This window comes from Rathayibacter tritici (genome assembly GCF_002932875.1).
Classification (GTDB): domain Bacteria; phylum Actinomycetota; class Actinomycetes; order Actinomycetales; family Microbacteriaceae; genus Rathayibacter; species Rathayibacter tritici.
On sequence record NZ_PSWS01000023.1, the window covers coordinates 37533 to 50055 of the forward strand.

The following is a 12523-nucleotide window of genomic DNA, read 5'->3' on the forward strand; positions in this document are numbered from 1 at the left end:
TCATGGACCTCCTCGGCACGATCCTCTGGCCCCTCAAGTGGGTGGTCGAGCTGCTCCTCGTCGCCTTCCACCAGCTGCTGACGTTCACCGGCATGGAGGCGGCCGCAGGAATCACCTGGGTCCTCTCGATCGTCGGCCTGGTCATCGTCATCCGCGCCGCGCTTATTCCGATCTTCGTCAAGCAGATCAAGAGCCAGCGCCGGATGCTGGAGGTCGCACCTCAGCTCAAAAAGATCCAGGACAAGTACAAGGGCAAGCGCGACCAGCTGTCCCGCGAGGCGATGTCTCGCGAGACGATGGAGCTCTACAAGAAGACGGGCACCAATCCGCTCGCCTCCTGTCTGCCACTGCTGATCCAGATGCCGATCTTCTTCAGTCTGTTCTCGGTCCTGAACGCGGCGCAGCACAGCCAAAAGGGCGTCGGTCCGCTCGATGAGACACTCGCCCGCCAGTTCGGCGAGGCGAACCTGTTCGGCGTTGCTCCGTTGCACCAGTCGATCCAGGGCGCGCTCGCTCAGGGCGGCCAGGAGCCGGTCATCGTCATCGCGGTGATCATGGTGGTCCTGATGACCGCCTCGCAGTTCATTACCCAGCTGCAGATCGTGTCGAAGAACATGTCCCCCGAGGCCAAGGCCTCGCCGACGTTCAAGCAGCAGCGGATCCTGCTCTACATCCTCCCGCTCGTCTTTGCTTTCTCGGGCTTCGCCTTCCCTCTCGGCGTCATGTTCTACTGGCTGACCTCGAACATCTGGACGATGATCCAGCAGTTCATCGTCATCCGGAACATGCCGACGCCGGGCAGTGAGGCCGCGAAGGCCCGCGAGGAGCGCCTGCGCCGCAAGGGCAAGCTGGTCGAGGAGACGACGGCCGCGGGCGATGTCACTCTCGTCGAGAAGAAGGTGGTCCAGCGCACGCAGCCCGTGAGCAAGAACCGCTCCAAGAAGCAAGCCGGAAAGAAGTAGAGCCGCCATGACCGATCCGATGCAGACCATTTCTGACGACGCACCCGCGACGACTGTGGATGCCGACGCGCCCGCCGGCGACGAGGCGTCGGAGTCGACGCTGTCGCAGCTCGAGGACGAGGGCGACGTCGCCGCCGACTACATCGAGGAGTTTCTCGATGTCTGCGACCTCGACGGCGATATCGACATCGAGGTCCGCAACGGTCGCGCGTACCTCTCGGTGACGGCCTCCGGTGACACCAACCTCCGCGTGCTCTCCCGTCCCGACGCGGTCCAGGCACTGCAGGAGCTGACCAGGCTCGCGGTGCAGACGAAGACGGGGGCCTTCTCGCGCCTCATCCTCGACATCGGGGGTTCCCGCGATGCGCGCGAGGCCGAGCTGGCGCAGCTCGTCGACCGGGCCGTCGAGCGCATCGAGGACGGCGCTACGTCGGCGTCGCTGCCGCCGATGTCGTCGTACGAGCGCAAGCTGGTGCACGACATGGTGAGCGAGCGCGGATTCGTGTCGGAGTCGCGCGGCGAGGCCCGCGAGCGTCACACCGTCATCACCCGCGGCTGAGCGGCGTGGAGTCGACGCTCGAGGCCGAACCCGCGGCTGCTGTGGCGATCGCCGGCGATCGTCTGCCCGTGCTGCGGCGTTTCACGCAGGCGCTGGCGGAGCAGGGTGAGGAGCGCGGTCTGATTGGACCGCTGGAGCTTCCCCGGCTCTGGACGCGGCACGTGCTCAACAGTGCCCTGGTGGCGCCTCTCCTTCGTCCGGGGCTGGTGGGTGATGTTGGCAGTGGTGCTGGCCTTCCAGGGCTCGTACTGGGCATCGTGCGGCCCGATGTCCGCTTCGTGCTTATCGAGCCGATGGAACGCCGCATTGTGTGGCTCCGAGAGCAGGTCGAGCAGCTCGAACTCGATAATATCTCGGTTATGCGGGCGCGAGCGGAGGAGATTCGGCTCCCTGAACCGCTCGACCAGGTGACGGCACGAGCGGTCAGCGCGTTGTCGAAGCTGATCCCGCTGACTGCGCCCCTGCTGCGTCCGGGTGGCGAGTTGGTCCTCCTGAAGGGGATCAACGCCGAGAAGGAGATCGAGGCGGCGGCGAAGCAGATCCGGCGTTGGCGAGTGTCCCCGCCCGAGGTCGTCATACTCGGCGACGGCGTGCTCTCCGAGGTGACGCGGGTCGTCCGGGCTACAGTGGGGTGATCGCCACGGCGCCGCAGTGAGTTCTTGGCTCATCGAGCGCCGACTTCGCGGTGTTGGCATCTGTCCCATTCGCTGAGCGAAGGTTTCACGTGAAACAATCCGATTCCGCCGGTCTGTCCGGAGGCTTCGACTCGTCGACGCCTCTTGCCCGGGAGATCGCCGACATGACGCGGCGACGGGCACTGTTGAACGCTCAGCCGCTGCCCAAGCCGGAATCGACGAGGGTCATCACGATCTCGAACCAGAAGGGCGGGGTCGGCAAAACTACGACGACGGTGAATCTTGCGGCCGGTCTCGCTCGCGGTGAGGCGAAGGTGCTCGTCATCGACCTGGACCCGCAGGGCAACGCGTCGACCGCTCTGGGTATTGAGCATCGCGCGGACACCGCGAGCGTCTACGACGTCATCGTCAACGACACTCCCCTGGCCGACGTCGTGCAGAAGAGCCCAGAGTTCGCGTCCCTCTACGGCGTCCCGGCGACGATCCATCTGGCCGGCGCGGAGATCGAGTTGGTGTCCCTCGTCGCGCGGGAGCAGCGGCTCCGTCGAGCTCTCGATCGGATGCTGGACGGGATGGACGAGCCGTTCGATTACGTCTTCATCGACTGCCCGCCCTCGCTCGGGTTGCTGACCATCAATGCCTTCGTGGCAGCCCGTGAGGTGCTCATCCCGATCCAGTGCGAGTACTACGCGCTCGAGGGGCTCAGCCAGCTCCTGAAGAACATCGACCTGATTGAGCGGCACCTGAATCCGAACCTCGGCGTGTCAACGATCCTGCTGACGATGTACGACGGCCGCACGAATCTGTCGCAGCAGGTAGCCGCGGATGTCCGCGAGCACTTCCCGAAGGAGGTACTGCGTGCTGTCATTCCGCGCAACGTCCGTATCTCCGAGGCTCCGAGTTACGGCCAGAGCGTGATCAGCTACGACCCTCAGTCGTCCGGGTCGCTGGCCTATCTAGAGGCTGCGGCCGAGATTGCACGCCGGGGTGCGCGCAGGCCGGCGGAGATGGCAGACGAAGGAGAGGCACGCTGATGGCGACCAAGCGCACAGGACTCGGCCGGGGGATCGGCTCGCTCATCCCGACCAGCGACGAGACGCGATCGCGACCGGTCGATGTCTTCTTCCCTGATCAGGTCGGCGATTCGGCTCGGGCCGAGGAGCTGCTCGAGGTGCCAGGCGCTCGGCTGGCACGACTCCCCCTGGCCGACATCGTGCCGAACACGGCACAGCCGCGGTCTGTCTTCGATGAGGACGATCTCGCCGAACTGGTGCACAGCATCCGGGAATTCGGCGTCCTGCAGCCGATCGTCGTCCGTCCGATCACGGCCCGCGGAAAGTCGACGTACGAACTCGTGATGGGGGAACGCCGGTTCCGCGCGTCCAAGGCGGCCGGCCTCACGACCATTCCGGCCGTGGTGAAGGACACCGCAGACGAGAATATGCTGCGGGACGCGCTGCTGGAGAACCTGCATAGGGCTGATCTCAATCCGCTCGAGGAGGCATCCGCCTACCAGCAGCTCTTGAGCGACTTCGGTATTACCCAGGAGGCGCTCGCTACTCGGCTCGGTCGGTCCCGACCGCAGATATCGAATACGTTGCGGCTCCTGCGCCTGCCCGCGGAGGTGCAGGCCCGGGTGGCGGCCGGCGTTCTGTCGGCTGGACACGCTCGCGCGGTCCTGTCTCTCGACGATGTCGAGCTCATGCGTCGGCTCGCGGACAAGATCGTCAGGGAGGATCTGTCGGTTCGAGCTGCGGAAGCAGCGGCTGCCCAGCTGAAGGCACCACGAGCGACCACCCGTGTTGCAGCACAGGAGCAGGGTGGACACTCCGGTCACCTCGCGTCGATTGCGGATCACCTCGGTGATCGGTTGAACACACGGGTGAAGGTGACGTTGGGGGCCCGCAAGGGACAGATGGTCATCGATTTCGCGACGATTCAGGACCTCAATCGGATCCTCGCGGAGATCGGCGAGCCGTCTGAGGTGTCGCTCGCACCGTAGAGCGTTTCACGTGAAACGGTGGCTGCGGCTCGGCAGGTTCTCGGTGGTCAAAGAGGCGCGGCGCGCTGTGTAGGGACCGCGTCCCTCGTCAGAATGCTGAGCCGCCAGATCTCTGCTGGCGATCCCAGCGGCGGTGACGTTCGTCCTCAGATGGTCTAAGTAGCTAGGTCTCGACACGCCGCTGAGGCGGATCCTCAAGGAGTGTCAGATGCCCGCCGCAGAGCGTCATGCCCCGCGCCGGGTGGCTGTCCTTCTGGCCTTCCTAGAGAGGTACGAAAGACGAAGGCTGCCAGCAGTGAGGTCGTTCGGACGAGGGGAACGTTAGCACGAGGAGGAGGACCGCCGTTTCACGTGAAACGGCCTACGCGGAGGCGGCAAGCCTGGCGAGTGTCGAGTAGACGTCGCCGAGGTAGCGACCAGAGGCCTCGATGGCCTGGGGGACGAGTGAGGTCTCCGTCATGCCGGGGAGGACGTTGGCGTCGAAGAACCAGGGGGAGCCTGTTTCGTCGAGAATAAAGTCGAGGCGGGAGAGATGCCGGAGCCCGAGGATTTCGTGGATGGCGACGGCCGCGCGGGAAACGTCGTCCGATACCTCCGGTGCAATGCGAGCCGGCGTGTAGAAGCGGGTCTCCCCCGCGTTGTAGCGGGCCTCGAAGGTGTAGCGGCCGGCGACGGGTGCGATCTCGACCGGCGGCAGAGCGAATGGGCCGTCGCCGAGGTCGAGGACTCCGACGGAGACCTCCGTGCCGAGGATCTGCTGCTCGATGAGGACGACGTCGCCGTAGGTGTACGCCTCGACCATCGCGCGGGGCAGCTGGGACGAGTCCGAGACAATGCTGACGCCCTGAGCGGATCCGCCCTGGGCGGGCTTCACGACGAGCGGACCGGGAAGGTGTGCTTCGACCTGCTCGAGGATGCCGGCGGCGCCAAGTTCACGGAACGTCTCGCGGGGGAGGGTCACGGAGCGGGGAGTCGAGAAGCCGGCGCGAGCGACGAGGGTCTTGGCCGTCGGCTTGAACCAGGCGAGCCGCGCAGCATCCGTCCGAGAACCGACGTAAGCGAAACCCGCGGCCTCGAGGAGACCGAGGAGCGCACCGTCCTCGCCGCTGGCACCGTGCACGGCCGGCCAGACGACGTCCGGGCGCATCTGGAGAAGCGTTGTGAGGAGGTTTCCGTCAGGCTCGTGCAGGGTGATGCGGTGGCCCATCGCCGACAGTCGGTCAGCGACCCTTCGGCCGGAGCGGAGCGAGACGTCGCGTTCGTGGCTGATGCCGCCACTGATGACGACAATGTCGAGCGGACGGTCGAGCACAGAGAAACCGGTCATGACCAGGCCTTTCTTATCGTCGGAGCGGCGTCAGGAGATGTTGGGCGGCAGCCCGGCGTCGCGCCTGCTCGTCTCGGCGCTGGTCAACCGACCGGTACCGGCGAAGGTCGAGAGTAGATCGAGTTCGCCGTTGATCACCGTCGCGAGCCGCCGGATCCCGTCTCCGATCCGCTCTGGAGTCGGATAGCAGAAGGACAGGCGGATGTTCTGCCGACCGTCTCCGTTGCTGTAAAAAGCGGTGCCCGGCGTATAGGCGACCAGCTCTTTCACTGCCCTCGGCAGCATCGCCTTCGAGTCGAGCTCGTCCGGCAAGGTCACCCAGACGTAGAACCCGCCGTTCGGGTTCGTCCAGCGCAGATCGGGGAGGTGATTCTGCAAACCCCGGAGCATGGCCTCCTTGCGCTCTCGGTAGACGCCGCGGAAGGTGTCGATCTGGGCCTTCCAGTCGGCAGTCGTGAGGTACTGGGAGATCACGAGCTGACTGAACGACGAAGGACTGAGGACGGCCGCCTCATTGGCGAGGATGAGGCGCTCGCGAATCGCGTGCGGCGCGAGCGCCCAACCGACCCGAAATCCGGGCGCGAGCGTCTTGGAGAAGGTGCCGAGATAGATGACACCGTCTTCCTCGAGCGAGCGCATCGCCTTCGGCGGCACGTCCTCGAAGTAGAGGAGTCCGTACGGGTTGTCCTCCAGGACGAGGATTCCCTCGGACGTGCAGATCTCGAGGATCTCGACCCGGCGCTCCCAGCTCAGCGTCACTCCGGCCGGGTTGTGGAAGGTGGGGATCGTGTAGAGGAACTTGATCCTTTTTCCGGCGGCGCGGACCCGGGCGATGTGTTCCCGCAGTGCCGCAGGGATCAGACCGTGCTCGTCCATCGGGACGTGCTCGACCTCGGCCTGGTACGAGCGAAAGATAACCATCGCCGTGACATAGCTGGGGCCCTCGGAGAGGACGACATCACCGGGGTCGAGGAACAGCTTGGAGACGAGCTCCAGGGCGTGTTGCGAGCCCGTGGTGACGACGATGTCGTCTGCGCTCGCGGAAATACCTTCGAGGGCCATCACGTCCAGGATCTGCTCCCGGAGGACGGGGACACCCTGACCGGATCCGTACTGCAGCGCGACGGGACCTTGTTCGCGCATCACTGTGTCGATGGCGCCGGACACCAGATCCTGGGGGAGCGCGGACACGAACGGCATTCCCCCGGCAAGCGAGACCACTTCGGGGCGCGACGCGACGGCGAACAGAGCCCGGACCTCGCTGGCGGCCAGACCGGCCGTGCGCTCCGCGTAGGAGTTATACCAGGGGTCGAGGTTGGTGCCGCGGTTGGTCACGATGGTTGTTCCGCTTCGATCGGTGGACAGGGTCGCCCGTGCCGAGGCCGGGTGGATCCACAGTACCGGCCGCTCCTGTGCTGTGCCGTGGAGGTCGGGCGCCACCGAGGGAACCGTGGCCTGCCCCGTTTCACGTGAAACAGCGGTGAAAGACGGAGAACCCCCGCCACAGCGTGACGAGGGTTCTCCGGCGGCCACACGGGCCGAGTGGGACGTGAACTCAGAGGAACGCGGCCAGATCGGCTTCAAGAGCGGGCTTCGGCTTGGCGCCGATGACGGTCTTGACGACCTCGCCCTTTTGGTAGACCTTCATCGCCGGGATGGACGTGATCTGGTACTTCGCAGCGGTCTGCGGGTTCTCGTCGACATTCAGCTTGACGATCTCGATCTTGTCGCCGTGCTCGGCCGAGATCTGGTCGAGGATCGGCGAGACCATGCGGCACGGGCCGCACCACTCGGCCCAGAAGTCGACCAGGACGGTCTTGTCGGAGTCGAGGACGTCGGACTGGAACGATGCGTCGGTGACGCTCTTCGCGGTGGACATGGTGTTCTCTCCTTCACGAGTCGGCGGCCGCCGGCTCCGGTGTGAGCTGACCGAACGGTCAGCGGGTGATGAGCTCGGCCCGGGGTGAGCCGTCGGTGTGGGCGACGCCGTCGGCGAGCGAAGCAAGGTAGTGCTCCGCGTCGAGCGCGGCGACCGTTCCGGATGCGGCGGCGGTGACGGCCTGACGGTAGGTCGGGTCGATCACGTCGCCAGCGGCGAAGACGCCGGGAACGGAGGTCTGGGAAGAGCGGCCGACCACCGAAATGGTGCCCTCGGTGGTGAGGTCGAGCTTGCCGTGCACGATGTGGGTGCGCGGGTCGTTGCCGATCGCGATGAACAGGCCGTCGAGGTCGAGGTGGGACTCGGTGCCGTCGACCGTGTCGCGCAGCTGTACGCCGTCGACATGGTTCTCGCCGGAGATCCCGGTTACCTCGGCGTTCCAAATGAACTCGATCTTGTCGTTGTCGAAGGCGCGTTTCTGCATGACCTTCGATGCGCGGAGCGAGTTCTTGCGGTGGATGAGGTAGACCTTCGCCGCGTGCTTGGTGAGGAAGGTCGCCTCCTCCATCGCGGAGTCGCCTCCACCGACGACCGCGATGGTCTTCCCCTTGAAGAAAAAGCCGTCGCAGGTGGCGCACCACGAGACACCGTGTCCCGATAGGCGGTCCTCGTCGTGGAGTCCGAGCTTGCGGTAGGCCGAGCCGGTTGCGACGACGACGGTCTTCGCTTCGATGCTCTCGCCGGAGCCGAGGTGGACCGTCTTCACCTCACCGTCGAGATCGAGGGAGGTGACGTCGTCGTAGAACGTCTCGGCGCCGAACTTCTCGGCCTGCGCCTGCATCGCAGTCATCAGCTCGGGGCCGAGGATGCCGTCGGGGAAGCCGGGGAAATTTTCGACGTCGGTGGTGTTCATCAGATCCCCGCCTATCTCGACCGACGAGGCCACGACCACCGGGTGCAGTTCGGCGCGCGCCGCGTACATGGCGGCGGTCCAGCCGGCTGGACCGGATCCGATGATGACGATGTCGCGCACGGCAACTCCTCGGGTGTGGTCGAGCGGTGACGGGTGGGGCGAAGGCCGAGCACCGGAAGCCGGTCGCTCGAACGTTCCGCGGCTCCGTGGGCTACAACACATCCTAGGCGGGCGCTATTCCTCGGGGCTGAGGGCGGCGGCTCCGCTCTCTGAACCGGCAGGGGCTCGCCTCGGAAACCGCGCCTGACCAGGTATTATCGCGAGACGAGTCAGCGGCCCAGACGGCGGAGGACCGGCGCGAGCAGAGCACGCAACTCCGGTACCCGCAGGAACCAGAGGACCGCGACGTAGACGAGCGCCATCGCCGTACCGATCACCGCCATCGAGAGCAGCGGTTCGACGTAGTTCGAGACGGCGAAACCGTCCGGCCGCGTCCCTCCGAGAGCGACGAGAACGCCGTAGCCGACAGCCGCCGAGGGCACCGCAGCGATGGTGAACTGCACGAGCCGGACCAGGATCCGCCTGCCTCCCGTCCCCCCGAGCCGGCGCCGCAGGAGGAGGGCAGCCACCACGGCCTGCACGCAGATGCCGAGTGAGGTGGCCGCGGCGATGCCGATAGCCACCTGGTCGACGGGGAGGCGGAGCACCACGAGGTAGCCGATGACCGCGACGACGACCTGCACCAGAGTGAACAGGAACGGTCGCAGTCCGTCGCTCAACGCATAGAAGGCGCGCTGCACGATAGCGATAGAGGAGAACAGCGGCAGGGCGATCACGTAGGCCGTGGCGATGGCACCGATGGCCTGCGCGTCGGCGAAGCGGTCAGTGAAAACGGAGCCGAACGGCACGGCGACGACGACGATGGCTGCGGCGGCGAAGACCAGCATCATCAGCACGAGCCGGAGCGAGGTGGAGACGTCGGAGCGGAATTCCTTCATTTCTCCCCGGGCGGTGTGCCCACTCATCTTGGTGAAGTACGCCATCGCGATCGAGATCGCGATCACCGAGTGCGGGAGCATGAAGATCAGCCACGCCTTCTGCAGCGCCGCCGCCGAGGGGCCCTCACCGGAGGCGATGGAGGAGACCCGGCTCTCGACGATCCCGGCGCCGATCGTCAGCAGCACCGTCGCGAACGACCACAGCGACATCCGCCCCGCTGTGCCGAGACCGACACCGCGGAAGCGGAAGTCCGGCCGATAGCTGAGGCCGACTTTCCGCCAGAAGAGCATCAGGAACAGCGACTGCACGACGATGCCCAGCGTCGCGCTGCCGGCGAGCAGGGAGACCATCGCCGACGTCCACGATTCGACCGGTCGATCTCCGTCCGGATCGGCGCCGAACAGCAGCATGAACGCCAGGAGCCCGGCGATCACGACGACATTGTTCAGCACCGGCGCCCAGGTGAAGGGGCCGAACGAGCCGCGCGCGTTGAGGACCTCGCCGAGGATCGTGAAGAGACCGTAGAAGAAGACCTGCGGCAGGCACCAGAAGGCGAAGGCGACGGCTAGCTGGTACTGCTCCGGCCCGTAGCCGGGCGCGTAGAGGCGCGCGAGCAGGGGTGCGAGCAGGGTCGCCGCGACCGTGGTCACCAGCAGGAGTCCGAGTGCCAGGGTGAGCAGTCGGTTGATGTACCCGCGTCCGCCGTCCGCATCCAGTCCCGCTCGGACGATCTGCGGGACGAGCACAGCGTTCAGCGCACCGCCGGCGATGATCGAGTAGATCGTGTTCGGCAGGAGGTTCGCGGTGGTGAAGGCGTCCGCGCCCGGTGCCACCGCGGCTCCGATCGTGTTCGCCATCACGATCGACATCACGAAGCCGAGGATCCGCGAGACCATCGTGCCGGAGGCGAGGACGGCGCTCGCGCGTCCGAGGGAGAAGCTAGCCACGCGGGTCCGATCGTTGGTCGTCGAGGCCGGGCTGGACCGCGAGCACGGCGTTCGGGTCCTCCTCCTCGGGGGTGTCGCCTCGACGGCGACGGAGGATGTTGCGGATGATGCCGAGCCCGAAGACGATGACGAGCACGATCCCGATGACGAGCGTGCCCACCGTCTCCCAGTCGGCGCGAACGCTGGTTGTCATCCCGGTCGCAGTGCCGATCGGAGCGCCGTCGGACGAGGTGAGTTGCAGGCCCAGGCTCGTTTCGCCGTTGCCGACGCGGGCCTTCACCGGAATGAGGACGCGGCCCTGTGAGCGGGCGTCGATCGCGGTGGTCTCGATGGCGCCCTCATCGATGTCGAGGACGGCGTTCGAGGTGGAGGCCTGGATCCGGACGGCGACGGGCCACGGGAGCTGATTGCGGACGTAAACGGGGATGCTCGAGTCTCGGGAGACCTGCAGGATGCTGTCGGTCGCGTCGATCGAGACCAGCGAGAGCGTAGTGTCGGCCTGCTCGCGAGCCGTAGTCACGGCATCGCGCCAGGCGCTGCCGTCGCCGCGCCAGCCCACGGAGAGCAGCGCGAGGACGTCGTTGCGGCTCTTGCCCGTTAGCAGTTCAGGCTTCTGCAGCACTGACGAGAAAGCCTCGACCCTGGAGCCGGAGCCGAGTAGGCCGCGAACCTGATTGACCCGGAGCGTCGACTCGGGCGAGTCGACGACGCTCGCGCCCTGGGTGGCGGGGACGGCGAGGGCCGAGGAGAGGGTGGTGGCGCGGGACCACGGCAGCGAGTCGATCGCGTCGAGGGTCTCGGACAGGCGCTCGGCGCTGAGCGCGGAGTCGCGGCCGAGGGTGAGCACCACGCTTGGTGCCTCGCCCTCCTCCTGCACCTCGGCGAGATCGGTGGCGATGACGGACACACGAGCACGCCACTCGGTGTCGTCGGTGGCGGTCGCGGCCGCGTTGAAGGCATCGGTCAGCCGGGAGTCGGCCACGACGAGGTCGGAGGCGCCGACGCTCGCCCGCGCGGTCGTGGTGACGTCCTGCGGGAGTAGGAGCCCGTCGGAGGCGACGATGGTGCGGTTCACGCCGCTGGCCGCGTAGACGTCGAGGTCGGAGCCGCGGAGGGTGCCCTCGTCCGGCCAGGCGACGTTCCCGAGCGAGGTGCTCCAGTCCGAGGCGACCAGCGACTCGGCGCTCGGTCGCGCCGGCAGATCCTCGGCGGGCTGGCCGGCGTCGGCGGCTGTGGTGGGGGCGGGAGTAGCGGTGCCGGGCGCCGCGGCGAACCGCTTGTTGTCGATCGCGTACTCGAAGGAGACGGGAGAGAGGAGCGTCGCGAGGCCGGCCTGCGCCTGCGCCGAGACGTCGGCATCGGCGTACGGCAGGGCGAAGCGCTCGTTCGGCGCGGTCTGCAGGCGGTCGAGCCAGTCGAGGGCCGACTTCGGAGCGGAGCGGCCGAGGATCCGGATCGAGGCGAGGATGCGCGGGTCGACCCCGATCGTCACTCCTTTCCCGATGACCTCGTCGAGCTGGCGGGTCAGGGTTCCCGTGCTGTTCGTGTCGTCGGCAAGTGTCTCGGCCGAGAGCAGGCCGTCCGCGGTGTCCGGGACGGTGAGAGGCACGAGGACGCTGACGCCGGTCTCGCGCTCGGGGGCCGCCTCGTCGGCGAGCTCCACCGCCGTCCGGGCGGTCGAGACGACACCGCCCGGTCCGGTGACAGTGACCAGGACGGCGTGAGTGCCGAGGGCGGTGCGGTCCTTCGAGAAGGGGATCTGATCGACCGGAACGGTGAGACCGACCTCGGCGGTACTCGAGGGCGCGAGGCGGAGCTGTGCGCCCGCCTGCACGGGGTCGGTGTCGTTGTCGGCCTCGGCGTCGAGCCAGTCGTGCAGCTCGGCGCGGGTATCGAGGGTGGCGTAGGAGAGGGCGACGGTGACGTCGGCGGTGTCGATCGCCTCGGTGGTGTCGTTACGTACGGCGATCGAGAGCTGGAGGTCTCCACCGGGGCGCAGGACTCCGTCCTGGCCGGCTCCGGCCGTCGTGGTGACCCTGCCGGAGGCGGGCGCGGTGACGGCGGTCGAGCCGTTCGGGGCCGCGAGCGCGGGGGAGGCGACGCCGGAGAGGCCGAGCGCGAGGGCGGCGGCAGCTGTGGAACGGAGAAGGAGAAGCGCCGCCCGCGAGCGGAGGGAGGGGTCGCGCCGATGCATCGGTCTCACTCGGCCTCCATGCGGGTGATTCTACGGGCAGGCCTCCTCCGGGCAGGCGACGCGCGCCCGGAGTGCCCGGTGCTGACTGGTAACCGTATGACACGGT

The 12523-nt window shown here is 67.1% G+C and carries 11 protein-coding genes; 5 read left to right on the forward strand and 6 right to left on the reverse strand.

The window, feature by feature from the left end; all coding sequences use genetic code 11:
• Window positions 1–2 precede the first annotated feature (2 nt).
• From yidC to C5D07_RS03355, 5 genes are all read left to right on the forward strand, one after another.
• Window positions 3–962, forward strand: a complete 960-nt coding sequence (gene yidC / locus C5D07_RS03335; protein WP_104258670.1) for a membrane protein insertase YidC — start codon at window positions 3–5, stop codon at window positions 960–962.
• A gap of 7 nt (window positions 963–969) precedes the next feature.
• Window positions 970–1521 (forward strand): Jag family protein, encoded by a 552-nt coding sequence (locus C5D07_RS03340; protein ID WP_249028161.1) that lies wholly within the window; start codon window positions 970–972, stop codon window positions 1519–1521.
• 5 nt (window positions 1522–1526) lie between these two features.
• Window positions 1527–2156, forward strand: coding sequence for a 16S rRNA (guanine(527)-N(7))-methyltransferase RsmG (rsmG, locus tag C5D07_RS03345; RefSeq protein WP_104258671.1), 630 nt, complete (start codon window positions 1527–1529; stop codon window positions 2154–2156).
• Between the two features lie 164 nt (window positions 2157–2320).
• Entirely contained in the window at window positions 2321–3190 is an 870-nt protein-coding gene (locus tag C5D07_RS03350; protein ID WP_084416218.1) for a ParA family protein, read from the forward strand.
• Window positions 3190–4158, forward strand: coding sequence for a ParB/RepB/Spo0J family partition protein (locus C5D07_RS03355; RefSeq protein WP_104258672.1), 969 nt, complete (start codon window positions 3190–3192; stop codon window positions 4156–4158). Before C5D07_RS03350 ends, C5D07_RS03355 begins: the two co-directional genes overlap by 1 nt.
• 361 nt (window positions 4159–4519) lie before the next feature.
• Here C5D07_RS03355 and C5D07_RS03360 read toward each other — a convergent pair whose 3' ends face one another.
• From C5D07_RS03360 to C5D07_RS03385, 6 genes are all read right to left on the reverse strand, one after another.
• A complete protein-coding gene (locus C5D07_RS03360; protein WP_104258673.1) occupies window positions 4520–5485 on the reverse strand; it encodes a D-alanine--D-alanine ligase family protein in 966 nt (321 codons plus the stop codon).
• A gap of 30 nt (window positions 5486–5515) precedes the next feature.
• A complete protein-coding gene (locus tag C5D07_RS03365; protein WP_428839187.1) occupies window positions 5516–6823 on the reverse strand; it encodes an aminotransferase-like domain-containing protein in 1308 nt (435 codons plus the stop codon).
• Between the two features lie 217 nt (window positions 6824–7040).
• Window positions 7041–7364, reverse strand: coding sequence for a thioredoxin (trxA, locus tag C5D07_RS03370; RefSeq protein WP_068256722.1), 324 nt, complete (start codon window positions 7362–7364; stop codon window positions 7041–7043).
• A gap of 58 nt (window positions 7365–7422) precedes the next feature.
• Entirely contained in the window at window positions 7423–8397 is a 975-nt protein-coding gene (gene trxB / locus C5D07_RS03375) for a thioredoxin-disulfide reductase (RefSeq protein ID WP_068256719.1), read from the reverse strand.
• A 209-nt stretch (window positions 8398–8606) separates the two neighbouring features.
• Window positions 8607–10223: a murein biosynthesis integral membrane protein MurJ gene (murJ, locus tag C5D07_RS03380; protein WP_104258675.1), complete on the reverse strand. Its 1617-nt coding sequence runs from the start codon at window positions 10221–10223 to the stop codon at window positions 8607–8609.
• Entirely contained in the window at window positions 10216–12417 is a 2202-nt protein-coding gene (locus C5D07_RS03385; protein ID WP_104258676.1) for a DUF6049 family protein, read from the reverse strand. The genes murJ and C5D07_RS03385 overlap by 8 nt, the downstream gene beginning before the upstream one ends.
• Window positions 12418–12523: the final 106 nt, after the last annotated feature.

Excerpts from the sequence above, each read along its gene's own strand:
- yidC (WP_104258670.1), top strand. The coding sequence starts at position 3 with ATGGACCTCCTCGGCACGATCCTCTGGCCCCTCAAGTGGGTGGTCGAG.
- C5D07_RS03340 (WP_249028161.1), top strand. The coding sequence starts at position 970 with ATGACCGATCCGATGCAGACCATTTCTGACGACGCACCCGCGACGACT.
- C5D07_RS03350 (WP_084416218.1), top strand. The coding sequence starts at position 2,321 with ATGACGCGGCGACGGGCACTGTTGAACGCTCAGCCGCTGCCCAAGCCG.
- C5D07_RS03355 (WP_104258672.1), top strand. The coding sequence starts at position 3,190 with ATGGCGACCAAGCGCACAGGACTCGGCCGGGGGATCGGCTCGCTCATC.
- C5D07_RS03360 (WP_104258673.1), bottom strand. The coding sequence starts at position 5,485 with ATGACCGGTTTCTCTGTGCTCGACCGTCCGCTCGACATTGTCGTCATC.
- trxA (WP_068256722.1), bottom strand. The coding sequence starts at position 7,364 with ATGTCCACCGCGAAGAGCGTCACCGACGCATCGTTCCAGTCCGACGTC.
- C5D07_RS03385 (WP_104258676.1), bottom strand. The coding sequence starts at position 12,417 with ATGCATCGGCGCGACCCCTCCCTCCGCTCGCGGGCGGCGCTTCTCCTT.